The 22,619-nt window shown below is 67.6% G+C and carries 21 protein-coding genes; 15 read left to right on the forward strand and 6 right to left on the reverse strand.

All coding sequences use genetic code 11. The annotated features are described in order from the left end of the window. Positions 1 to 24 precede the first annotated feature (24 nt). A complete protein-coding gene (locus ACNS84_RS12030) occupies positions 25 to 1,971 on the reverse strand; it encodes an ABC transporter ATP-binding protein (protein WP_435075104.1) in 1,947 nt (648 codons plus the stop codon). Between the two features lie 100 nt (positions 1,972 to 2,071). Beyond that, a complete protein-coding gene (locus ACNS84_RS12035) occupies positions 2,072 to 2,386 on the reverse strand; it encodes a DUF7538 family protein (RefSeq protein WP_435075105.1) in 315 nt (104 codons plus the stop codon). A gap of 137 nt (positions 2,387 to 2,523) precedes the next feature. Here ACNS84_RS12035 and rnz point away from each other — a divergent pair, with 137 nt between their 5' ends. The 3 genes from rnz to ACNS84_RS12050 all read left to right on the forward strand — a co-directional run bounded on the left by rnz (position 2,524) and on the right by ACNS84_RS12050 (position 4,900). Further along, entirely contained in the window at positions 2,524 to 3,456 is a 933-nt protein-coding gene (rnz, locus tag ACNS84_RS12040; protein ID WP_435075106.1) for a ribonuclease Z, read from the forward strand. A gap of 121 nt (positions 3,457 to 3,577) precedes the next feature. Beyond that, positions 3,578 to 3,994 carry an HIT family protein gene (locus tag ACNS84_RS12045; RefSeq protein ID WP_435075107.1) on the forward strand — a complete coding sequence of 139 codons (417 nt, stop codon included), beginning with the start codon at positions 3,578 to 3,580 and terminating at the stop codon, positions 3,992 to 3,994. A gap of 117 nt (positions 3,995 to 4,111) precedes the next feature. After that, entirely contained in the window at positions 4,112 to 4,900 is a 789-nt protein-coding gene (locus tag ACNS84_RS12050; protein WP_435075108.1) for a P-loop NTPase family protein, read from the forward strand. Positions 4,901 to 4,970: 70 nt separating this feature from the next. On the opposite strand, the gene ACNS84_RS12055 is transcribed toward ACNS84_RS12050, so the two are convergent. Then, on the reverse strand, positions 4,971 to 5,495 hold the full coding sequence (locus ACNS84_RS12055) for a DUF7858 family protein (RefSeq protein ID WP_435075109.1): 525 nt from the start codon (positions 5,493 to 5,495) through the stop codon (positions 4,971 to 4,973). Positions 5,496 to 5,658: 163 nt separating this feature from the next. Here ACNS84_RS12055 and ACNS84_RS12060 point away from each other — a divergent pair, with 163 nt between their 5' ends. The 7 genes from ACNS84_RS12060 (at position 5,659) to ACNS84_RS12090 (ending at position 15,070) form a co-directional block, all read left to right on the forward strand. Beyond that, positions 5,659 to 6,645 (forward strand): transcription initiation factor IIB, encoded by a 987-nt coding sequence (locus ACNS84_RS12060; protein ID WP_435075110.1) that lies wholly within the window; start codon positions 5,659 to 5,661, stop codon positions 6,643 to 6,645. A gap of 135 nt (positions 6,646 to 6,780) precedes the next feature. After that, entirely contained in the window at positions 6,781 to 8,415 is a 1,635-nt protein-coding gene (locus ACNS84_RS12065; protein ID WP_435075111.1) for a GTPBP1 family GTP-binding protein, read from the forward strand. 310 nt (positions 8,416 to 8,725) lie between these two features. Further along, positions 8,726 to 10,393, forward strand: a complete 1,668-nt coding sequence (locus tag ACNS84_RS12070; RefSeq protein ID WP_435075112.1) for an ABC transporter substrate-binding protein — start codon at positions 8,726 to 8,728, stop codon at positions 10,391 to 10,393. A gap of 322 nt (positions 10,394 to 10,715) precedes the next feature. Further along, positions 10,716 to 11,648: an ABC transporter permease gene (locus ACNS84_RS12075; protein WP_435075171.1), complete on the forward strand. Its 933-nt coding sequence runs from the start codon at positions 10,716 to 10,718 to the stop codon at positions 11,646 to 11,648. Then, on the forward strand, positions 11,648 to 12,619 hold the full coding sequence (locus ACNS84_RS12080; RefSeq protein ID WP_435075113.1) for an ABC transporter permease: 972 nt from the start codon (positions 11,648 to 11,650) through the stop codon (positions 12,617 to 12,619). The genes ACNS84_RS12075 and ACNS84_RS12080 overlap by 1 nt, the downstream gene beginning before the upstream one ends. A 1-nt stretch (position 12,620) precedes the next feature. After that, the gene (locus tag ACNS84_RS12085; protein ID WP_435075114.1) at positions 12,621 to 13,739 is read left to right on the forward strand and encodes an ABC transporter ATP-binding protein; all 1,119 of its coding nucleotides are present in this window, start codon (positions 12,621 to 12,623) and stop codon (positions 13,737 to 13,739) included. After that, positions 13,736 to 15,070 carry an ABC transporter ATP-binding protein gene (locus ACNS84_RS12090; protein WP_435075115.1) on the forward strand — a complete coding sequence of 445 codons (1,335 nt, stop codon included), beginning with the start codon at positions 13,736 to 13,738 and terminating at the stop codon, positions 15,068 to 15,070. Before ACNS84_RS12085 ends, ACNS84_RS12090 begins: the two co-directional genes overlap by 4 nt. A gap of 74 nt (positions 15,071 to 15,144) precedes the next feature. Here ACNS84_RS12090 and ACNS84_RS12095 read toward each other — a convergent pair whose 3' ends face one another. The 3 genes from ACNS84_RS12095 to ACNS84_RS12105 are packed head-to-tail and all read right to left on the reverse strand — an operon-like array spanning position 15,145 to position 16,897. Then, positions 15,145 to 15,642, reverse strand: a complete 498-nt coding sequence (locus ACNS84_RS12095; RefSeq protein WP_435075116.1) for a DUF7974 family protein — start codon at positions 15,640 to 15,642, stop codon at positions 15,145 to 15,147. 17 nt (positions 15,643 to 15,659) lie between these two features. Next, the gene (locus tag ACNS84_RS12100; RefSeq protein WP_435075117.1) at positions 15,660 to 16,004 is read right to left on the reverse strand and encodes a dihydroneopterin aldolase family protein; all 345 of its coding nucleotides are present in this window, start codon (positions 16,002 to 16,004) and stop codon (positions 15,660 to 15,662) included. A gap of 23 nt (positions 16,005 to 16,027) precedes the next feature. After that, the gene (locus tag ACNS84_RS12105) at positions 16,028 to 16,897 is read right to left on the reverse strand and encodes a PHP domain-containing protein (protein ID WP_435075118.1); all 870 of its coding nucleotides are present in this window, start codon (positions 16,895 to 16,897) and stop codon (positions 16,028 to 16,030) included. A gap of 135 nt (positions 16,898 to 17,032) precedes the next feature. Here ACNS84_RS12105 and ACNS84_RS12110 point away from each other — a divergent pair, with 135 nt between their 5' ends. From ACNS84_RS12110 to ACNS84_RS12130, 5 genes are all read left to right on the forward strand, one after another. After that, positions 17,033 to 18,346 (forward strand): amidohydrolase, encoded by a 1,314-nt coding sequence (locus ACNS84_RS12110; protein WP_435075119.1) that lies wholly within the window; start codon positions 17,033 to 17,035, stop codon positions 18,344 to 18,346. A 223-nt stretch (positions 18,347 to 18,569) separates the two neighbouring features. Then, entirely contained in the window at positions 18,570 to 19,562 is a 993-nt protein-coding gene (locus ACNS84_RS12115; RefSeq protein WP_435075120.1) for a hypothetical protein, read from the forward strand. 146 nt (positions 19,563 to 19,708) lie between these two features. After that, the gene (locus tag ACNS84_RS12120) at positions 19,709 to 20,998 is read left to right on the forward strand and encodes an adenosylhomocysteinase (protein WP_435075121.1); all 1,290 of its coding nucleotides are present in this window, start codon (positions 19,709 to 19,711) and stop codon (positions 20,996 to 20,998) included. A 166-nt stretch (positions 20,999 to 21,164) separates the two neighbouring features. Further along, positions 21,165 to 21,947 (forward strand): endonuclease NucS, encoded by a 783-nt coding sequence (gene nucS / locus ACNS84_RS12125; RefSeq protein WP_435075122.1) that lies wholly within the window; start codon positions 21,165 to 21,167, stop codon positions 21,945 to 21,947. A gap of 77 nt (positions 21,948 to 22,024) precedes the next feature. Further along, on the forward strand, positions 22,025 to 22,555 hold the full coding sequence (locus tag ACNS84_RS12130) for a 50S ribosomal protein L16 (RefSeq protein ID WP_435075123.1): 531 nt from the start codon (positions 22,025 to 22,027) through the stop codon (positions 22,553 to 22,555). The last annotated feature ends 64 nt before the right edge of the window (positions 22,556 to 22,619 follow it).

Consider the following 22,619-nt stretch of genomic DNA (forward strand, 5'->3'; position numbering starts at 1 on the left):
CGCGTCGGGCAAGGATTTTCCGCCTCAGTCGTCGTCGCTCTCCGCGTCTTCGATGAGACGCGCGGTGCGCTGCTGGGCCCGGTCGATGAACTCCTGCGGGAGTTCGTCGATTTCGCCGGCCTGCACGCCCCAGAGGTGCGCGTACAGCCCTCCGTTGTCGAGCAGCGCGTCGTGCGTGCCGCGCTCGACGACCTCGCCGCCCTCCAACACGAGGATGGTGTCGGCGTCCTTGATCGTGGAGAGCCGGTGAGCGATGGCGAACGTCGTCCGATCGGCGGTGAGCCGGTCGAGCGAGCGCTGGATCAGCATCTCCGTCTCGGTGTCGACGTCGGACGTCGCCTCGTCGAGGACGAGGATGTCGGGGTCTTTCAGCACCGCCCGCGCGATGGTGACACGCTGGCGCTGACCGCCCGAGAGCTTCACGCCCCGCTCGCCGACCATCGTGTCGTACCCGTCCGGGAGGTTCTGGATGAACTCGTGCGCCTCCGCCGCCTCCGCCGCCTCGCGGACCTCCTCGTCGGTCGCGTCGAACGTACCGTAGGTGATGTTCTCGCGGACGGTGCCGTAGAAGAGGTACGACGACTGGCCGACGTAGCCGATGGACCGGCGAAGCGATTTGAGCGTCACGTCGCGGACGTCCTGCCCGTCGATTCGAATCGCGCCGTCGTCGACGTCGTACATCCGAAGCAGAAGCTTGAGAACGGTGGACTTCCCGGCGCCGGTCGGGCCCACCAGCGCGAGCGTCTCGCCGCCTTCGACCGCGAAGTCGACGTCGGAGACGATGGTCTCCTCGTCGTACCCGAAGCTCACGTCGTCGTAGACGACGTCGCCGTCGCTGACGGTCAGCTCGTCGGCGTCCGGGTCCTCGGCGAGCCGCGAGGGCTCGTCCATCAGGCCGAAGATCCGCGCGGAGGAGGCGCGGGCGCGCTGGTACATGTTGATGATCTGGCCGAACTGCGCCATCGGCCAGATGAACCGCTGGGTGTAGAGGATGAAGACGACGAACATCCCGACCGAAAGCTCACCGGTGAACGGGCCGGGCGGCGTCTCCTGGAACACCCACAGCCCGCCGATGACGAACGTGAGCACGAAGCCGATGCCGGCGAGGACGCGGAGCGCGGGGAAGAACTTGATCCGCGTCGTGATCGCGTCCCAGTTGGCGTCGAAGTAGTCCATCGAGACGTCGTCGACGCGGTCGGACTCGTACGGCTCGGTGTTCGACGACTTGATCACCTGGATCCCGCCGAGGTTGTTCTCCAGCCGGGAGTTCATCTTCCCGACCGAGGAGCGCACCTCGGCGTACTTCGGCTGGATCGTCTTGATGAAAAGGTAGGTGAACCCGCCGATGACGGGCACCGGGAGGAGCGCGACCAGAGCGAGTTGCCAGTTGATCCACACGAGCAGGAACCCGATGCCGAGCACCATCACGGAGAGGCGGAAGAGGGAGTTCATCCCGTCGTTGAGGAACCGCTCTAAGCGGTTCACGTCGTTCGAAAGAATCGACATCATCTCCCCGGTCTGCTTGTCGGAGAAGAACTCCATGTTCAGCCGCTGCATCTTGTCGTAGGTGTCGGTTCGAACGTCGTGCTGGATGTTCTGTGCGAAGGCGTTGAACCCCCAGTTGCGGATCCAGTGGAAGCCGGCGCCGATGCCGAACGCGGCCCCGATGACGATGATCGTGAACCAGAACTGCTCGGTCTGCCCTGTCGGGAGCCACGCGTCCGGGAGGATCACGAGCGGGATCTGCTCGCTGAACAGCGCGTCCTCGTAGAACACGGCGTCGATGGCGATCCCGAGCATGAGCGGCGGGAGGAGGTCGAGGAGCCGAGCGAAGACGCTGGCAATGACACCGACGGAGACCTGCGGGAGGTAGTCGCGACCGTACGAGAGGAACAGCCGTTTCATCGGGTTCTCGATCTTCTCCCGTTGTTCCTCGAAGGGGTCGTCTTCCTCCCATTCGACGCTACTCATTATCGTTTCGTATCGTATCGCGCGGCAAATATGTTTCCTTCGAGCCGAGATACATCGGCGGAAATCACCGGTATCGGAGCCCAACGAACGCGTTTCGGGGTCACACCTCGCGCCGCTCGATCGACGGGTCGATGTCGGCGTCGGCGAGATCCGCGCGGATGCGTCGCCGCAGGGGGTCGGGGATGTCGGCGCGGGGCACCGGGGCGGCCGTGGCGGTCGCCGTCGACGCGTCGGCGTCGGCCGTCTCCGAGCCGCCTCCCTGTTCGGCGGGCACCGTCCAGTAGAGGACGCGTTCGGCGTCCGCGTAGAACTCCACCGCGAACCGGTCGCCGCCGCCGTCGTAATGGACTCGGGCGGCGGCACCCTCCGCGCGCCACCCCTCCTGCCGGACCAGCGCGGCGATCGAATCGTGCATGGTCGCGTTCGGGGCGGCGCACACATGTCGGCTTCGCCTCGATCGGAGGGGGGTCGACGGCGCGACGGTCGCGACGACCACGGCGACCGCGACGCCGACCTCGAAAGGAGTTTATCGCCGCCGACCGCAGGTCGCGTATGTCCCTTCGCGTCACGTTCCTCGGAACGGGCGGCGCCGTTCCGACCACCGAACGCGCGCCGAGCGCACTGTTCGTCAACCGCGAGGGCGACCGCCTCCTCTTCGACTGCGGCGAGGGAACCCAGCGCGGCATGATGCGGTTCGGCACCGGGTTCGGTATCGACCACGTGTTCGTCTCACACCTCCACGGCGACCACGTCCTCGGGATTCCGGGGCTGGTCCAAACCCTCGGGTTCAACGACCGAGCGGCGCCGTTGACGATCCACTGCCCGCCGGGGACGGGCGACGACCTCCGCGATCTGGTCCACGCGGTCGGCCACGACCCCGCGTTTCAGGTGCGGATCGAGGAGGTCGCGCCCGGAGCGGTCGCGTTCGACGCCGACGGGTACGAGGTCCGCGCCTTCGAGACGGAACACCGGACCGTCTCTCAGGGCTACGTCCTCGAGGAGGACGACCGCCCGGGCCGGTTCGACCGGCCGAGGGCGGAGGAGTTGGGCGTCCCCGTCGGGCCGAAGTTCGGTCGGCTCCACGCCGGCGAGTCCGTCGAGGCCGAGGACGGGACGGTCGTCGAGCCGGAACAGGTCGTCGGCGCGCCGCGACCCGGTCGAACGTTCGTCTACACGGCGGACACGCGTCCGCGAGAGCGGACGGTCGAGGTCGCCGAGGGCGCCGACCTCCTCGTCCACGACGCGACCTTCGCCGACGGGATGGCCGACCGTGCGCGGGACACGGCACACTCGACCGGCCGGGAGGCCGGGGAGATCGCCGCTCGCGCCGGCGCAAAACGGCTCGCGCTGGTCCACATCTCCTCGAGATACGCGGCCGACGCCTCACCGATCCGTCGGGAGGCGGCCAGCGCGTTCGACGGCGATGTCTTCCTCCCGAACGACGGCGACCTCTTCGAGGTTCCGTTCCCCGACGCGGACGAGTGAGCCGAGGGAGTCACGGGTTGGTCGCGACCGTAGAGGACCCGGCCACTCCAACCCAATCACGCCGCCCCGACCACGCCAACCGCGGGAAACCTTGATGAGTCGGGCCGTCGACCCCTCGCGTATGTCCGACTGCATCTTCTGTTCCATCGTCGCCGGCGACATCCCGGCGCGGACCGTCCACGAGACCGACGACGTGCTGGCGTTCCTCGACGCCAACCCGCTCTCTCGGGGGCACACGCTCGTGATCCCGAAGGCGCACGCGAAGCACCTCGGCGACCTCGACGAGGACGTCGCGGGCGCGCTGTTCGCCGCCGTGACGGAGCTCACCCCGCGCGTCCGGGCGGCCGTCGACGCCGACGGCGCCAACGTCGGGCTCAACGACGGCGAGGCGGCCGGACAGGAGGTCCCGCACGCCCACGTGCACATCATCCCCCGGTTCGACGGCGACGGCGGCGCGCCGCTTCACGCGGTGGGCGGCGAGCGTCCCGACCTCTCCGACGACGAACTGGACGCCGTCGCCGAAGCGATCGCCGAGTGAGTCCTTCGACGCCCGCAACTAGCGGGTGAGACGGCGCTTTAGGCGATTCACCCTAGAAACAGCGGCGACGGCCGGCGTGCAACAGAGTTAACAGCGAAACGTCGAGTAGCCGACCGCATGCAGGCGACGACGCTCGCGCTCGTCGGAGCGACCGGCGGCGCGGGGACGACGCGAACCGCCGTCGAACTGGCAGCGCTGGGCGCGCGCGACGGCCGCGACGTGGCCGTTATCGACGCCGCGTTCACGACCCAGGGGCTCTCCGAGTACGTCGCGGGACGGATCGGCACCGACCTCACAGCGCTACTCACCGACGAACCGGACGAGCCGTTGTCGACGGCGACGTATCCGATTCGGACCGATCGTGACGGGGAGGCGACGGACGCCGGGTCGACCCGTCCGGGACGGGCCGACGCGGTGCCGGCCCGCGCGCCATTCGAGCGCGTGGCCCGCGCGAAGACGGCGGAGGCAGCGCGGAAGTTGGAGCGGCGAATCGACGAGGCGACGACTGCCTACGACGCCGTGGTCGTCGACGCCGCCCCCGTCGGCTCGAACGAGGCGGTCGCGGCGGCCACGGTCGCCGACCGCGTCGAGGCGGTGACGCCCGCGACGGCACACGGCCGAGACGCGCTCCAGCGGCTGCGCGGACGGGTGGCCGACGTCGGCGGGAGCGTCGACGGGACGATAGCCGTCGCTCGCGCCGGCGAGGCGGACGCCGAGTGCGAGGATGGGGTGAGCGCCGACACCCGGCTTCCGGCCGTCAGTTCGGGGGTCGACGAGGCTCCCGAGGCGGCGACCGCGACCGGCGCGTACGTCCAGGAACTGGCGGGAGCGTACGAGCGCGCGTTCGACGCGTCGCTGGGGATCGAGTTCGAGGAGCCGGGACTAGTCGAGCGACTCCGTTCCTGAGCGGTCGAGAGCGGGCGATCGGAGGCGAGAACGGACGACCGGAGGCGAAGACGGATGGTCGGTTCCGTTCTCAGCGCAGGCCGTCGGGCGAGCCGAGCGCCCCGCCGAGCGCATCGCCGTCGCCCCTGCGGCCGTCACCGAGCGGCGCTGAGCCGGCGACGTGCGCGTCGACGGCGTCGGCGACTGCCTGGACGGGATCGTGGGTCTCGACGTACGTCGCCAGCGCGAAATCCGCCTCGTCGCCGCCGGCGAGCGCGACCGCCTCGCTGCGCGCGATCCGTCCGTCGAGCCAGTCGCGGACGACGCTCCGACGGCTCGGGGCGAGCGGACAGACGCCCTCGACGCCGCACCGGTGCAGCGCCTTCGCGGCCGTCATCGGCGTCACGCCGGCCTCACGCGCGGCGTCGCCGACGGTTCGTCCGGTCGTGTACGCGTCGACCAGCGTCGCGGTCGCGGCCGGGGTACAGGGGAGGTCGGCCGCGTGCTCGGCGAGGCGATCGACGAGCGGCGTCTCCGTGTCGTCGGCGACGGCGACACCGCGATCGCGCTGGCTCGCGGTCACCTCCACCCCGTCCGCGATCTCCGACAGCGTCATGCGAACAGGTGTCTCGTTACAGACATTAAAACCACCGTACCGCGGCGAGGAAACCCAGAAGATCACCGACCGGTAACCGGTCGGTTCAACCGTGCCGATCCGGGCGATCGACCCCTGATTCGCCCGGGTTTAAGTAAGGCATCGGGCCCGAGTTCGACGTGTGATGAGCCAGGCACGCTCGACCCGCGTCCGTTCGCACCGCACCGAGGAGACGACCGACCGCGAAGCGGAGACGACAGCACGCACCGAGGAGACGACCGACCGCGCCGAGGGAGGGGACGAGACGACGGAGCGGGCCGTCGACGAGTGCCCCGAGTGCGGCGGTCGGACTCGCGCCGACTCCGCCGAGCGCGTCTGCACGGAGTGTGGACTCGTCGTCGACGCCGACCGGATCGACCACGGCCCGGAGTGGCGGTCGTTCGATGACGACGACGCGAACCCCAAGCGCACCGGCGCGCCGCTGACGCGCTCCCGGCACGACCGCGGGCTCTCGACGGAGATCGGTCGGTCGACCCGCGTGAAGGGACGAAAGCGTCGGCGCCTCGCTCGGATGCGGACGCAGCACAACCGCGCGCAGATATCCACCAAGCGGGACCGCAACAAGGTGTACGCGTACACCGAGATCCGCCGGCTGACCGGCGTCTTGGAGCTTCCGGACAGCGTCCGCGACACGGCCTGCACGCTGTTCGCCTCCGCGCAGGACGAGAGCCTGCTTCGCGGTCGGTCGCTGGAGGGCTTTGCGGCCGCCTGCGTGTACGTCGCCTGTCGCACCGCGAACGTCGCCCGGACCGTCGGCGAGATCTGTGCCGAGGCGAAGGCGACGGAGGACGAGCATCAAGCGGCCTTCGACGCGATGAACCGCGAACTGGGGCTGCCGCTCGGCCCGACCGGTCCGGCTGAGTACCTCCCGCGGTTCGCGAGCGACCTCGGCTGTTCGGCCGACGTGGAGCGGCGCGCCGGTGAACTCGCCGAGCGTGCCGTCAGCGAGGGGATCGCGAACGGCCGCAATCCGGTCGGCGTCGCCGCCGCCTGCCTGTACACGGCGGCCCGCGAGTCGGGCGCCGACTGCACGCAACAGGAGGCGGCCGACGTCGCGGGCGTGACGCCCGTGACCGTCCGGCGGACGTACGTCGACCTGACCGAGGAGTGAGTTCGGTCACGGGAGACGGGAGCTGAGACGGAACCTCGCGACCCGGGAGCCCTCCCGAGCGTCCGGGACCGATCACGTGCCGTGGGGACGGATCGCACGAAAACCGTTAAGCCCGGCAGTCACCTACGAACGGCCATGAGCGCTGACCGGTCCGCGTTACGGCGGGCCATCGAGCGCGGCGAGCGCGACGGGGGTGCGATCGAGTTCAAGGAGCGACTGACCCGCGAGGTCCACTTGGCCGAGGGGCGGATGGAGTCGCTCGTTGCCCAACTCCGTCACCGGGTGCTCTCGGGCGACGGTGAGGCGACCTACGTCCTCGGCGTCACCGACGACGGGGGGTTGGCCGGGATCGCCCCCGAGACCTTCTCCGAGACGATGGACGTGCTCTCGCTGCTGGCCGACGAGGCCGACGCCCACATCGCCGACGTGGAGACGTGGAGCGCCGGCTCCGCCGGAAACGGGAGTGCAGAGGGCCTCGTCGGCCTTGCCACCCTCCGAGACGGCGGGATGTTCGAGACGGACGACGACCACCTCGTGGTCGGCACGGCCGGCCACGTCGACCACGGGAAGTCGACGCTCGTCGGCACCCTCGTGACCGGACGGGCCGACGACGGTCAAGGCGGCACCCGTGGCTTCCTCGACGTCCAGCCGCACGAGGTCGAGCGGGGGCTCTCCGCCGACCTCTCGTACGCCGTCTACGGGTTCGACGACGGCGGCGAGCCGGTCCGGATGGACAACCCGCACCGCAAGTCCGATCGCGCGCGGATCGTCGAGGAGGCCGACCGGCTCGTCTCGTTCGTCGACACGGTCGGCCACGAGCCGTGGCTCCGGACGACGATCCGCGGGCTCGTCGGCCAGAAGCTCGACTACGGGCTCCTCGTCGTCGCTGCCGACGACGGACCGACGAAGACGACGCGCGAGCACCTCGGGATCCTGCTGGCGACCGAGCTCCCGACGATCGTCGCGATCACGAAGGCCGACGCCGTCAGCGACGAGCGGCTCGCCGAGGTCGAGCGTGAGGTGGAGTCGACGCTCCGGGACGCCGGACAGACCCCGCTCCTCGTCGACCGGCACGGGATCGACGCCGCGATCGCCGAGGTCGGCGACGGCGTCGTTCCGCTGCTGCAGACCAGCGCGGTGACGAAGGAGGGGATCGAGACGCTCGACCGACTGTTTGAGACCCTTCCGAAGCGGGCGACCCCGGAGCGCGCGGAGTTCCGGATGTACGTGGATCGGAGCTACAAGGTGACCGGGGTCGGCGCAGTAGCGTCCGGCACCGTCAACTCTGGCACCGTAGAGGCCGGCGACGAACTCCTCCTGGGCCCGATGGCCGACGGCTCCTTCCGCGAGGTGGAGGTGCGCTCGATCGAGATGCACTACCACCGGGTGGACAAGGCGACCGCCGGCCGAATCGTCGGTATCGCGCTGAAGGGCGTCGACGAGGCCGAAATCGAACGGGGGATGGCCCTCGTTCCCCGCGAGAGCGACCCCGACCCGGTCCGCGAGTTCGAGGCCGAGGTGATGGTCCTGAACCACCCGACCAGAATTCAGGAGGGGTACGAGCCGGTCGTCCACGTGGAGACCGTCTCCGAGGCCGCCGTCTTCGCGCCGGAGGGCGGACGGCTCCTCCCCGGCGACACCGGCCGGACACAGGTCCGGTTCAAGTTCCGGCCGTACCTCGTCGAAGCGGGCCAGCGGTTCGTCTTTCGGGAGGGGTCGAGCAAGGGAGTTGGAACCATCCGCGAAGTGACGCCTCCCGACCGAGAGTAGACGCGGCCGCGAGGAGACGCGACCGGAAGCGGTGGGGACGGACGCCGCCACGGCTCACGTCGACCCGCGAGGGCCGTCCGGACGCCGAGAGCGGTGTCAAGCGATAGTACATATATGATTATTGTTTGTGCAAGAATTGAAATCACGACAACCGAAACTGCCGTTTTGGATGATCCTTGTCGAATTATCGCCGCGATTAGTGATCTATCCCGGACCCATCTGGTCGGATACGTGACTGATTATGGTAGTAGAAACGGATTACGGCAAACAGGTGGTAAGATTTATACCAGTAACATTGTATCGTGCATACATGGCGCGAAAGCCCAACACAGACTTAGGCATTACTCGTCGGCAGGCGCTGGCGAGCGGGATGGCGGTTTCATCTTCGATGTTCCTCGCCGGCTGTTCCGGTGGCGGCGGAGATGGCTCGGACGGCTCCGACGGCTCCGACGGAAGCGACGGCTCGGACGGCTCCGACGGCTCCGACGGGAACGACCTGCCGGACCAGGATCTGTACTTCGCACAGGTGAAGGGCCCGCTCGACATGGACCCCATCATCATGAACGACGTCCCGTCCGCGCAGATCGCGAACCAGATGTTCGACGGCCTCTACGAGTATAACGAGGGCGTCGGCATCGAGCCGAAGATCGCCACCGAGGCGCCGACGGTCGAGCGTGACGGAACCCGATTTATCGTTCCGATCCGCGACGACGCGGTGTTCCAGAACGGCGACCCGGTCACGGCGGAGGACGTCATCCACACGATCGTCGCGCCGGCCGAAGAGCAGACCGAGAACGCCGCGGAAGTCGACATGGTCGACACCGCGGAGGCCGTCGACGAGACGACGATCCAGTTCGACCTCTCGTACCCGTACGGGGCGTTCGAGGTGGCACTGGTTCGGAACGTCGTCAATCAGGAAGTCCGGACCAACGACAGAGAGGCGTACAACACCGACCCCGTCAGCTCGGGTCCCTTCCAGCTCGTCGAGTGGGAGCCGGAGAGCTTCGCGACGCTCGAGCGGTGGAACGACTACTGGGACGACTCGAACGGCCTGCCCAACGTGTCGACCATCGAGTTCGATCCGATCGAGGAGCAGACGACGCGCGTGACCGAGCTGGAGACGGGCAACGTCGACATGATCGAGACGATCCCGCCACAGCTGTACGAGACCGTCCGGAGCAACGAGAACGCGACGATCGACGAGGAGCCCGGTGTGGGATACTTCTACCTCGCGTTCAACTGCGGCGACGGGCCGACGACCGACCCGATGGTGCGCGAGGCGGTCGACTACTGCTTCTCGATGGACCAGGCCATCGAGAACTTCGTCCAGCCGGCGGGTGTGCGACAGGTCAGTCCGTACCCGCAGACGATGGCCGAAGAGTGGGACTTCCCGCTCGACGAGTGGGGCGACATCTCTCACGACCGCGACCTCGACATGGCCACGGAGCTGTTCGAGGAGGCGGGCGTGGACATGGACTACAACTGGCGCATCATCGTCCCGCCGGACGACATGCGTGAGCAGATCGGTATCTCGATCGGCGACGGGCTCCAGAACGCCGGCTTCAGCAACGTCGAAGTCCAGCGACTGGACTGGGGGACGTTCCTCGACGCGTACGTCACCGAAGACGCAGAGCGCTACAACATGTACACGCTCGGCTGGTCCGGCGCGCCCGACCCGGACGCGTTCGCGTACCAGCTGCTGAGCCAGGAGGTCGAAGGAACGACCAACGGCACCTTCCACGAGTACGCGGAGGCTTCGGAGATGCTTACGCAGGCCCGCGAGAGCGCGGACCGTGAGGAGCGTCGTCAGCTCTACATCGACGCGACGACCCAGCTGCTCGAGGGACGCGTCCACATCCCCGCGTACAACCTGAAGAACTCCTACGGGATCCACGAGCGGGTCTCCGACTTCAGCGCGCACGCGATCTCGACCGAGGTCCAGATCTTCACCGGACACAACAACGTCTCGGTGGAGTAACGCCAACTGACGCCCCGGTCGGGGCGGCAGACGGCTCACGACAGCGGTTCTCGATTCCCGGCCGCCGACGAGGCGACCGGGACGGACGCGGCGACTGGAGAACACGACGGACGGTCAGCAGGCGGCGAGTGTCGGACGCCGACGGACGACCGGCGCCGAACGCGCTCTCGGTCGGCTTGGGACCTGCAACGACGATTCGACGGCAATCAGTTAGGTATAACAGCACGGCCCGGACTACACAGAAACAATACGCCACCAAATGGGGCTCTTACGGTACACACTCTGGCGACTCGCACAGGCGATTCCCGTACTGATCGGTATCATTACAATCACGTTCTTCCTCGCCAATCAGATTCCTGGCGACCCGGTCGAGATCATGCTTGGTCCCAGCCCGGCACAAGAACAGGTAGAAGCGATTCAAGCCCGGTACGGTCTCGATCGACCGGCTCACGAGCGGTATCTGACGTACCTGTCCGGCGTCGCCTCCGGTGATCTCGGACAGAGCATCTACTACGACCGGCCGGTGCTGGAGATGATCATGCTCCGGCTTCCGGTGACGCTGTACCTCACGGTGTCGGCGTTCATGTTCGCGATCGTGACGGCGATTCCGTTGGGCGTCATCTCCGCGAAGCGGCGCAACAAGCCGGCCGACCACATCTCGCGGATCGTCTCGCTCGTCGGGGTGTCGACGCCATCGTTCTGGATCGGATTGATGCTCATCATCGTCTTCGCGTTCCACCTCGGCTGGTTTCCCGCTCGGGGGCTCCCACTGCCGTGGGAGGCACCGGGAGAACTCAGGGCGGCGGAGACGCAGCTTGAGGTGCTTCGGACGTCGCTACACCACCTCGCGATGCCGATGATCGCGCTCGGGACGCTACAGATGGCCCAGATCACGCGCATCGAGCGGTCGTCGATGGTCGAGTCGCTCCAAGGCGAGTACGTCAAGCTCGCTCGGGCGTACGGGGTGCCGGAGTCGACTATCGTCCGGAAACACGCGTTCCAAGTCGCGCAGCTACCCGTGATAACGATCATCGGTCTCGGCCTGTCGACGGCGCTCGGCGGCGCGGTGCTGACCGAGACGGTCTTCGAAATTCAGGGGATGGGCCGACTGATCATCACGGCGATCAACAACCAAGATTACGAGCTGATCATGGGGACGACGTTCATGTTCGGCGTGGCGTTCGTCGTCGGTGTCATCATCACCGACGTCGCGTACGCCTACATCGACCCGCGGGTCGCCTACGGTGACGAATAATGGCCACAGAAACTGAACCACAGACGGACGGCAGTCAGGCGGAAGACGACGACGGGGTTGAGGCGCGCGTCGGGCTTCGGTACACGCTTCGACAGGTAAAGCGAGACACGACGGCGCTGATCGGCATCTACACCGTCGGGTTCGTCACCCTCGTCGCGTTGCTCGCGGCGATCGACCACTACGTGTTCGAGTACGCGATCGCGGAGGCGATCTGGTACAGTCCGGTACAGGACCCCGAACAGGTCAATCGGCTCCTCCCGCCCGTCGGGATGGAGAACCAGTACGGACCGGGCGTCATCGAGCATCCGATGGGGACCGACCACCGTGGGCGTGACATCCTCGGTCGGCTGTTCTACGGGACGCGGATCGCGATCACCGTCGGCTTCATGGCGACGGGGATCGGCCTCGTCGGTGGGACGCTGATCGGGGCCGTCTCCGGCTACTACGGCGGCTGGATCGACGACGTTCTCCAGCGCATCACGGAGACCATCTACGCGATTCCGTTCCTCGTGCTGGTCATCGCCTTCATGACCGCGTTCGGCCGCGACCTCACCTTCGCGATGATCGGTGTCGGTATTACGTCGATCCCGGTGTTCAACCGACTCATCCGGTCGCGGGTGGTCTCGATCCGCGAGGAGGACTACATCGAAGCCGCGCGCGCGGCCGGCGTCAAGGACCGAAATATCATCCTCCGGCACATCATTCCGAACAGTTTCGCGCCGGTGCTCGTGCAGGCAACGCTCCAGATTGGCGTGAGCATCCTCATCGTCGCCGGGCTCTCGTTCCTTGGGTTCGGCGCGCAGCCGCCCACCCCGTCGTGGGGGCAGATGCTCTCGGCGTCACGGAACTACATGCTGCCGGCACCGACGTTCAGCCTCTTCCCAGGAATGGCGATTCTGATCACCGTCATCGGGTTCAACATTCTCGGCGACGGGTTACAGGACGCCCTCGATCCCCGCATCAACAACTAACATGAGCGAACCACTACTTAGCGTCGAGAATCTCAAGACACAGTTTTTCACCGAAGACGGAACCGTCCGCGCGGTCGACGGCATCTCTTTCGACGTCTACGAGGGCGAGATCGTCGGCCTCGTCGGCGAGTCCGGCGCCGGAAAGTCGGTCGCCACGTCGAGTCTGCTCCGCCTTGTGGACAGCCCCGGAGAGATCGTCGGCGGCGAGATTACCTTCAAGGGCGAGACGATATTCGGCCTCGAAGAGGGGCCGGGCGGCGACCCCCAACCCCGCGACGACATGCTCTCCGAGGAGGAGATGCGCAAGCAGATCCGAGGCCGGGAGATCGCGATCATCTTCCAGGACCCGATGGAGTCGCTGAACCCGGTGTTCACCGTCGGCGGACAGCTCCGCGAGTTCATCGAGATCAACCGCGACCTCTCGGAAGAGGAGGCCAAAGAGGAGGCAATAGACATGCTGCGCGAGGTCGGCATCCCCGCGCCGGAGTCGCGATACGACGAGTACCCGCACCAGTTCTCCGGCGGGATGCGACAGCGCGTCCTGATCGCGATGGCGCTCGCGTGTCAGCCTGACCTCATCATCGCCGACGAGCCGACGACCGCGCTCGACGTCACCGTCGAGGGGCAGATCCTCGAGATGGTGCGGGATCTACAGCAGAAGTACGGGACGTCGTTCATCTGGGTGACACACGACATGAGCGTCGTCGCCGAGATCTGCGACCGCGTGAACGTCATGTACCTCGGCGAGATCATCGAACACGCCGAGGTCGACGACCTGTTCTACGAGACGAAACACCCGTACACCCAGGCGCTGCTGGATTCGATGCCGCGGCCGGACCGGACCGTCCACGAGTTGAACCCGATCAAGGGAGTGATGCCGGAGGCGATCGATCCGCCCTCCGGCTGTCGGTTCCACTCGCGCTGTCCCGACGCGCGAGAGGTCTGCCGCGAGGTCCATCCCGAACCCCGGAACCTCGCCGAAGAGGGCGAAGAGACGCACAGCGCGGCGTGCGTGAAATACGACGCGTTCGACGTCGGGTACGAAGAGAGCCGTCCCATCGAAACGGAGGCGACCGGCGGCTTCTCCGCCGGGTTGACCGAAACGGAGGACAGCGAATGAGCGCTCCCGAAACCCGTCACGACGGCGAGGAGCCGCTCCTTGAGGTCCGGGATCTGTGCAAGTACTTCGACAACGACGGGGGGTTGTTCGGCGGGCTGACCCTCGACCGGGAGTTCCCCTTCGTCGAGCGCGATCCGTCGAACGTCCGGGCGGTCGAGAACGTGAGCTTCGACATCAAGAAGGGCGAGACGCTCGGACTCGTCGGCGAGTCTGGATGCGGGAAGTCGACGCTCGCTCGGACGGTGCTTCGGTTGCTGGAGCCCACGTCCGGCAGCGTCTACTTCAAGGGCGAGGACCTCGCGACCATCTCCGGCGATCCGCTGCGTCGGAAGCGGCAGGACATGCAGATGATCTTCCAGGACCCGCAGTCTTCGCTGGACCCCCGGATGAAGGTCGGCCCCATCGTCGAGGAGCCGATGCAGGCGCACGGGATGCTGGACGAGGAAGGTCGCGAGGCCCGCGCGAAAGAGCTGTTGGAGAAGGTCGGGCTCGACCCGCAACACTACAACCGCTACCCGCACGCCTTCTCCGGCGGTCAGCGACAGCGGGTGAACCTCGCACGGGCGCTGTCGGTGAATCCCGACTTCATCGTCTGCGACGAGCCCGTCTCGGCGCTGGACGTCTCGATTCAGGCGCAGGTGCTCAACACGATGCAGGAGCTCCAAGACGAGTTCAACCTCACCTACCTGTTCATCGCCCACGACCTGAGCGTCATCCGGCACATCTCCGACCGCGTCGCCGTCATGTACCTCGGGCAGATGGTCGAACTCGCGGATAAGGAGGAGCTGTTCGAGAACCCGCAGCACCCGTACACGCAGGCACTGCTCGACGCGATTCCGGTTCCCGACCCGCGGAGCGACGGTCGGACGAACCTGCTGACCGGGGACGTTCCCTCGCCGATCAACCCGCCCTCCGGCTGTCGGTTCAGAACGCGGTGCCCCGTGTTGATTCAGCCGGACGAGTTCGACATGACCGACGACGAGTGGTCGGCCGTCGTCGAGTTCCAGCGGGCCGTGAAACGGCGGGAGTTCGAGACGACGGACCGCCGAGAGGTCCAACGGCGGTACTTCGACTCGCTCCCGGCCGGCGACGCCGGCACGCTGCTCGAGGACGCGCTGAGCCACATCGCGGAGGGAGAGTGGAACGAGGCGGAGGCGCTTCTCACGACGTCGTTCGCCGACGCCAGCGTCTGTGCGACCGACAACCCAGCGTACGAGGTCGCACCCGAGCACGGGGACGGCCGCCACTACGCCGCCTGCCACCGGGTTCGCGAAGCGGCGGTCGCGACGGGCGCGGCCACCGACCTCGACGCGGTCGGCATGAACGACTGAAGCGGGCGGGTAACCGAGCGAAGCGGAAGAACAGGGCAAGCGAACGCGGCGTGCAAGCGGCGGACGGACGACCGTCAGCGGACCCGTATCTGCGCCGTGTCCTCGTGGTGCGCCCGTCGGTCGGCAACAGAGAGGAACGCGGAGACGGTGTGCTCGCCGCTGCCGGCGACTTCGGATCGGTCGAGTCCGTCGGCGTTCTCGCGTCGGAAGTGACCGTTCCACGTCACGGTCGCGGTCTTTGTCTCTCCTGCACGGAACGAGACGGCCGCGGGTTCCTCGCGGACGTACCGTCGCTCGTCAGTCCCTTCAAGAACGTCATCGATCGCCCACCCCCACGGTCGCCGGGTCGGGGTGACGACTTCGACGGGAAGCGGAAGCCGGTTCGTGAATCGAACGGTTATCTCGACGGGGTCGCCCGGATCGTACGCGGTTCGGTCGGTGCTGACCTCGACGGCGATTGCGCGACGCGCGAGCCACCGCGGAACGAACCGCGAGACCGCCGCAGAGAGGTAGTTGGTGGTGTCGTCGAAGCCGGTTCTGTCGTCGGAGTCGCTGTGTCGTCGGTGGACCATCGTCGTGGAGGCGAAGATTACGCGCCGTCGACGGATACGAGTTCCATCAGGGGGTAGCCGTCGGTCATCGTCATCTGCGTGTGAACGGTGACGCCCTCGAGTTCGACCCGCATCTCGACGTCCATCAGCGATCCCGTAAGCTCGGTGTAGCCGTTTTCGTGGTCGATCGCATCGGCGACCCGGTCGTCGTGGATGGTGACCGTCACCGACTCGCAGAAGGGCTGGTTTTCGATCGACTCGGCCATCGCAACCTCCAGACTGCGCGCGCTCGACGGGCTGACGGGCGTCCCCGCGAATTGGTGATACAGCGAGCCGAACTTTATCCCGGCCTCGAAACACGCCTGCTGGGCGTCGGTTGCCATGTCCGTACTGCGGCGGCGCCGGCCTAAGAGGCTTCGGAGGGGTCCGACGGACCGGCCTCCGCGGACCGCGGCGGCGATTTGCCGGCAGCGGCCGACGACCCGCCGCCGGACCCGTCGAGGAGGGCTTCGACGGGAAGCGGTTCGATACCCGTCTCGTCGAGGTAGCGCTCCAGTCTGGGGACGCGGTCGGCGAAATCCTCGGGGTCGTGCGAGTCGGTACCGAGGACGAACCGGACCCCGCGGTCGCGAAACGCCTGTAAGAGGGGGTCGGTCGGGTGAAACAGGTCGAACTCCCCTCGGTCACCGGCGCGGCCGGCGTTGATCTCCGGGACGGTCCGGGAGTCGGCGCAGGCGGCCGCGACCCGCTCCCGATGGGTCGCGGTGGTGAGTCCGTGGAGCGCGGGGTGGTTCTCCACGAGGTCCGGATGCGCGAGCACGTCGAACAGCTCCGACTCCACGAGGGAGACGACCGCGTCGTAGTAGTCGTCGACGAACGCCCGGCGGTCGGCGTCGCTCGCGTCGTCGAACGACTCGAACGGGAACACCTGCCTGCCGGCGACGTAGTGGACGCTGCCTACCGAGTAGTCGAAGGCGGCCTCGTCGAGGAACTCCCCGATGGCGGCCTCCAGTTCGGGCTCGTAATCCATCTCGACCGAATCGTAGAGCGTGAGGTCGGTGCGGTCGGCGGCGACCGCGAGCGCCTCCCGGCGTCGCGCGTAAGTGCGGTCGAAGTTGCGGTTCCACAGCAGCCGCTCGTCGCGCCACGCCTCGCTCAGGCTGCAGTGGTCGGCGAACCCGACCGCGTCGAGTCCCGCCGCCTCGGCGGCGTCGACCATGAGCGGGAGTCCGGAGCCGTCGGAGTAGGACGTGTGTGCGTGAACGTCGACGGTCACCCGTGAACAGAGGGGCCGGAGGGCCCTAAGCCCGTCGCGGGATCGGGGGCGACCGAGCCGAGCGCCGCCGGAAGGCCCCGCTCGACCGCGCGACGGAACCGAAGCGGTTTGGTTCGGGGGCCGGGATCGGTCCGTATGAACACGCTTCGCGTCACCGGTGGGCGGGTGCTCCGTCCGGACGGCTCCGTGACCGAGTCGGACGTGACGGTCGACCGCGAGACGGGGACGATACTCGCGGTCGGCGAGGAGACCGCGGGAGGCGAACCGAGCGAGAGCGCGGCCGAGACCCTCGACGCGACGGGATCGCTCGTGATCCCCGGCCTCGTCAACGCGCACACCCACGCCGCGATGACGCTGCTCCGCGGGTACGCCGACGACAAGCCCCTCGACGCGTGGCTCCGGGAGGACATCTGGCCGGCGGAGGCCGAACTGACCGACGACGACATCGAGGCCGGCGCCGCACTCGGCGCGCTGGAGATGATCCGCTCGGGGACGACGGCGTTCGCGGACATGTACTTCGCCATGGACCGCGTGGCCGACGTCGTCGACCGCGCCGGACTACGCGCGCGCCTCGGCCACGGCGTGGTGACGATCGGGAAGGACGCGGCCGACGCCCGCGCCGACATCGAGGAGAGCCTCGCGGTCGCTCGCGACCTCGACGGGGCCGCAGACGGCCGAGTGCGGACCGCGTTCATGCCGCACTCGCTGACGACGGTCGGCGAGGAGTACCTGCGCGAGGGCGTCGCCGAGGCGCGCGAGGCAGGCGTTCCGGTCCACCTGCACGCGAACGAGACCACCGACGAGGTTGACCCCATCGTCGACGAGCGGGGCGAGCGACCGATCGCGTACGCGGCCGACCTCGACGCGCTCGGCCCCGAGGACTTCTTCGCGCACGGCGTCCACCTCGACGACGCCGAGATAGAGTGTCTCGCCGAGGCGGGGACTGCGATCGTCCACTGCCCGGCCTCGAATATGAAACTCGCCAGCGGAATGGCCCCCGTCCAGCGCCTCCGAGACGCGGGCGTCACGGTCGCGCTCGGCACCGACGGAGCGGCCTCGAACAACGACCTCGACGTGTTCGACGAGATGCGCGACGCCGCCATGATCGGGAAACTCGCCGCGGACGACGCCGCGGCGGTCCCCGCAGAGGCGGTCGTGGAGATGGCGACCGCGGCCGGCGCGGACGCTCTGAACCTCCCCGGCGGTCGGATCGAACCGGGCGCGGCCGCCGACCTCGCCGTCGTCGGTCTCGACGCCCCGCACCTGACCCCGCTTCACGACCCCGTCTCCCACCTCGCGTACGCGGCCCGCGGGAGCGACGTGCGGCACACCGTCTGCGACGGCGAGGTGCTGATGCGCGACCGCGAGGTCCTCACGCTCGACGCCGATGCGGTTCGAGAGCGCGCCGCGACCGCCGCCGCCGACCTCGTCGACCGCGTCGGTGAGTAACGAGCGCGGTCGGAGCGCGACCGGGGCGCAACCAGACCGCGGCCGAGCCGCGGTCCGATCTCTTCGACCCCCGGATCGGGGGCGATATGGTCAGATTACCGCCCGTTTGACGACAAAACCGGAAACGACCGATACAGCTCCGCTAAGTCGGATGAAATCCGGTTTAAACCGGCTTAACCGAACTCTCTATTTATATGGGAAGGGCGAGAGTGCCCAGGTGGACATGAGAGAACGCACGACAGCAATCCTACTGATCGCGGTCGTCGCACTCGGCGCGATGACCGGTGTCGCGGCCGCCGAGGGTCACCTCGAAGTGAGTGTCGACGACACCGGCGACGCGCCAGTCGTTTCGGTGACGGAAAACGGAACCGCGGTCGCAAACGCCTCGGTGAACGTGAGCGTGGTCGACGAGGCGAACGAATCGTACGCCGGAGCGGGCGACTACACGACTGACGAGAACGGAACGGTCGCGCTCCCCGCAGTCGAGGAGGACGTGACGGTGAACGTCACCGCCACCTCGGATAACGAAACCGCGTCCGCCGAGAACGTCTTGCTCGAAGCGCCCGGTACTCTCGAACTCGACGTGTCGAACACCAGCGGCGAACCGGTCGTCACGGTGACCGATAACGGCACCGCGGTCGCAAACGCTTCGGTGAACGTCACCACCGCCGACGGGCAGAACGTCACTTACGTCGGCGAGGGGGGCTACGAGACGGACGAGAACGGCACCGTCACCCTCGACGCTGCCGAGAATAACGTCACGGTCGACGTCACCGCCGAGTACGAGAACGAAACCGTCTCGACGACCGCCGACCTGACGACGGGCGGCGAGGACGCAGAAGCTCAGCCGTTCGGACAGCTCGTCCGCGATTTTATCAAGCAGATCAGCGACCGTGAGGGCGGCATCGGCGCCGCTGTCTCGGAGTTCGTGACGGAGAACAACCCCGGCAACGCCCCGGACCACGCGGGTAACGGCAACAACGCCAAGAACGGAAGCAACGCGGGCGGCAACGGCAACGCCCCGGACCACGCTGGCAACAGTAGCGACAAGGGCAAGCCGGACGACGTTGGTACCAACGGCGACAAGGGCAAACCGGACGATGCCGGCAACGGCAACAACGGCGGCGGTAACAACGGTGGCGGCAACAACGGCGGCGGTAACAGCGGCGGCGGTAACAACGGTGGCGGCAACAACGGCGGCGGCCCGGGCAACTGACGCCCCTCGGAACCATAGCTGACACATCGACAACGCGGTAACTGACGCGCGAACGACGGAATTTTTTCTTTTCACTGCATTTTCACTGCAGCACGACACGACGCGGTGTCGGCAGGGTTTAGTGCGCCGTGAGCGAACCGACAGGTATGAGCGAAACCGCGTATCCGCCGGTATCGAAGCATCTCTCGGACGTCGAAGCGGCCCGAGAGGAGGGGCGCCGGAAGATGGACTGGGCGCTCCAGCACATGCCGATTCTGAACGCGCTGCGCGATGAGTTCGTCGCCGAGCAGCCGCTCGCCGGAGAGACCATCGCGATGGCGATGCACGTCGAAGCGAAGACGGCGAACCTCGTCGAACTGCTGGCCGACGGCGGCGCCGAGGTCGCGATCACCGGGTGTAACCCGCTGTCGACGCACGACGACGTATCGGCCGCGCTCGACACCCACGAGTCGATCACCTCCTACGCGGTCCGCGGCGTCGACGACGAGGAGTATTACGACGCGATGCACGCCTGCATCGCTCACGGGCCGACCATCACCGTCGACGACGGGATGGACATGGTGAAACTCGTTCACGAGGAGTACCCCGACCTGATCGATACCATCGTCGGCGGTGCCGAGGAGACGACCACGGGCGTCCACCGCCTCCGCGCGATGGACGCCGACGGAGAGCTGAAATACCCCGTCTTCGCCGTGAACGACACGCCGATGAAACAGCTGTTCGACAACGTCCACGGCACGGGTGAGTCGTCGCTCGCGACCATCGCGATGACGACGAATCTCTCGTGGGCCGGCAAGAACGTCGTCGTCGGCGGCTACGGGCAGTGCGGGAAGGGCGTCGCCAAGAAGGCGGCCGGTCAGAACGCGAACGTCATCGTCTGCGAGGTCGATCCGCGGAAGGCGCTCGAAGCCCACATGGAAGGGTACGAGGTGCTCCCGATGATCGAAGCCGCAGAGAAGGGCGACGTGTTCATCACGACGACGGGCAACCGCGACGTGATCACCCGCGAGCACTTCGAGCAGATGCAGGACGGCGTCCTCCTCGCGAACGCCGGCCACTTCGACGTGGAGGTGAACCTCGAGGACCTGGACGACCTCGCCGTGGACCGCTACGAGGTCCGCGCCGGCGTGGAAGGGTTCGAACTGGACGACGGGCGCGTCCTGAACGTGCTCGCCGAGGGGCGCCTCGTCAACCTCGCCGCCCCCATCTCGCTGGGCCACCCGGTCGAAGTGATGGACCAGAGCTTCGGCGTGCAGGCGGTCTGCGTTCGAGAGCTGGCCGAGAACGGCGACGCGTACGGGCCGGGCGTCCACGACGTCCCCGACGAACTCGACCGCGAAGTCGCCGAGATCAAACTCGACGCGGAGGGGGTCGAGCACGACGCGCTCAGCGAGGAACAGCGCGAGTACATGGGCAGCTGGGAACACGGGACCTGATCGGGAGCGGATCGGCCCGCCGGGTTCGACGACGGCGGGTCGATCGGCTTGTGGGCGGCGCGGAGCGAGACCGCGAGTTGAGCGCGAATTGATTGCGAATTGAGCGTGAACCGAGCGCGAATCGAGCGCGCGTCCTTTTTCAGCCGCGACCGCCTATGAGCGCGCAGTGACAGTCACGAGCGTCCACGACCCGAGCCACCGCGAGGCCCTCTGGGAGCTTGAGGACGCTTTCGACCGCGGCGACCTGATAACGGTCTTCGGCCGCTGCACGGTCAGCTACGAGGGGCGCGCCGCCTCCGACCTCGGCGTCGGCGACCGGTTGCTCGTGTTGAAGCCCGACGGCGCCGCCCTCGTCCACACCGACGAGGGAGGCAAGCCGGTCAACTGGCAGCCGCCGGGGTCGGAGCACCGCGCCGCGGTCCGCGAGGGCCGGCTCCGAGTGCGCTCGACGCGGACCGACCCCGACGAGACGCTCACCGTCCGCTTCGACCGGGTCCACCAGCTCTCCGCGATGGCGGTCACCGGCGGGCGCGACCTCACCCTCCACGGCAGCGAGGAGGACCTCCGAACGCGGGTCTTAGAACGTCCCGCGCTCGTCGAGCCGGGATTCGAGCCGCGGGAGACGGAGCGCCCCTCCAGCGCCGGTCCGATGGACGTGTTCGGCGTCGACGCCGACGGCAACCCGGTCGTCGTGGAGCTGAAGCGTCGCCGCGTCGGACCGGACGCAGTCGGCCAGTTGGCGCGGTACGTGCGGGCGCTCCGCGAGGAGTTGGGCGGGACGGACTCCGATGGCGAGGACGGCGTCGGTGCGCCCGTCGTTCGCGGCATCCTCGTCGCGCCGTCGGTCACGGACCGGGCCGCCGACCGACTGGCAGAACGAGGGTTCGACCACGTCGCGCTCGAACCGACGGCCGAGAAGGGGCACAGCGACCCGGATAACGGTCGCTGACGCCGACGACAGCGTCGGAGCCGCCACGGTATCGAAGGGTTTATCGCCGCAGCACGGGCTACATCGGACAAGTAGCCATGTCTGACAAACCCGCCTCTATGTATCGGACGATCGATAAGCCGTCGTACACTCGCCGCGAGTACATCACCGGAATTCCCGGCTCGAAAATTGCCCAGCACAACATGGGCGACCTGTCGGCGGAGCCCGACGACTACCCCGTCGAGATCAGCCTCCGTGTCGAGGAGGAGCTCCAGATCCGCCACGGCGCGCTGGAGAGCGCCCGTCTCTCGGCGAACCGTCACCTGATCAAGGAGCTCGGCGAGGGCAACTACAAGATGACCCTCCGCAAGTTCCCTCACCAGGTCATCCGAGAGAACAAGCAGGCGACCGGCGCCGGCGCGGACCGTGTCTCCGACGGGATGCGGCAGGCGTTCGGCAAGCCGGTCGGGACGGCCGCGCGACTCAACAAGGACGACATCGTCTTCACCGCCTACTGCGACGTCGAGCAGGCGTCCGTCGTGAAGGAGGCGTTCCGCCGCGCGTACAACAAGCTCTCGCCGCCGTGCCGGATCACGGTCGAGCGTGGCGAAGAGCTCCTCGTCTCGTAGACTCCCGATCCTTTTCGAGGCGTGGTTCTCACGACCGTGAGCCGTGCGGCCGCGCGGCGCGGAC

It is taken from the genome of Halorubrum wangae, from assembly GCF_051194135.1.
In the GTDB taxonomy this organism is placed as follows: Archaea; Halobacteriota; Halobacteria; order Halobacteriales; family Haloferacaceae; genus Halorubrum.

Coding starts and splice junctions, on each gene's coding strand:
- ACNS84_RS12030 (WP_435075104.1), bottom strand. CDS start 1,971: ATGAGTAGCGTCGAATGGGAGGAAGACGACCCCTTCGAGGAACAACGG.
- ACNS84_RS12035 (WP_435075105.1), bottom strand. CDS start 2,386: ATGCACGATTCGATCGCCGCGCTGGTCCGGCAGGAGGGGTGGCGCGCG.
- rnz (WP_435075106.1), top strand. CDS start 2,524: ATGTCCCTTCGCGTCACGTTCCTCGGAACGGGCGGCGCCGTTCCGACC.
- ACNS84_RS12045 (WP_435075107.1), top strand. CDS start 3,578: ATGTCCGACTGCATCTTCTGTTCCATCGTCGCCGGCGACATCCCGGCG.
- ACNS84_RS12050 (WP_435075108.1), top strand. CDS start 4,112: ATGCAGGCGACGACGCTCGCGCTCGTCGGAGCGACCGGCGGCGCGGGG.
- ACNS84_RS12055 (WP_435075109.1), bottom strand. CDS start 5,495: ATGACGCTGTCGGAGATCGCGGACGGGGTGGAGGTGACCGCGAGCCAG.
- ACNS84_RS12060 (WP_435075110.1), top strand. CDS start 5,659: ATGAGCCAGGCACGCTCGACCCGCGTCCGTTCGCACCGCACCGAGGAG.
- ACNS84_RS12065 (WP_435075111.1), top strand. CDS start 6,781: ATGAGCGCTGACCGGTCCGCGTTACGGCGGGCCATCGAGCGCGGCGAG.
- ACNS84_RS12070 (WP_435075112.1), top strand. CDS start 8,726: ATGGCGCGAAAGCCCAACACAGACTTAGGCATTACTCGTCGGCAGGCG.
- ACNS84_RS12080 (WP_435075113.1), top strand. CDS start 11,648: ATGGCCACAGAAACTGAACCACAGACGGACGGCAGTCAGGCGGAAGAC.
- ACNS84_RS12085 (WP_435075114.1), top strand. CDS start 12,621: ATGAGCGAACCACTACTTAGCGTCGAGAATCTCAAGACACAGTTTTTC.
- ACNS84_RS12090 (WP_435075115.1), top strand. CDS start 13,736: ATGAGCGCTCCCGAAACCCGTCACGACGGCGAGGAGCCGCTCCTTGAG.
- ACNS84_RS12095 (WP_435075116.1), bottom strand. CDS start 15,642: ATGGTCCACCGACGACACAGCGACTCCGACGACAGAACCGGCTTCGAC.
- ACNS84_RS12100 (WP_435075117.1), bottom strand. CDS start 16,004: ATGGCAACCGACGCCCAGCAGGCGTGTTTCGAGGCCGGGATAAAGTTC.
- ACNS84_RS12110 (WP_435075119.1), top strand. CDS start 17,033: ATGAACACGCTTCGCGTCACCGGTGGGCGGGTGCTCCGTCCGGACGGC.
- ACNS84_RS12115 (WP_435075120.1), top strand. CDS start 18,570: ATGAGAGAACGCACGACAGCAATCCTACTGATCGCGGTCGTCGCACTC.
- ACNS84_RS12120 (WP_435075121.1), top strand. CDS start 19,709: ATGAGCGAAACCGCGTATCCGCCGGTATCGAAGCATCTCTCGGACGTC.
- ACNS84_RS12130 (WP_435075123.1), top strand. CDS start 22,025: ATGTCTGACAAACCCGCCTCTATGTATCGGACGATCGATAAGCCGTCG.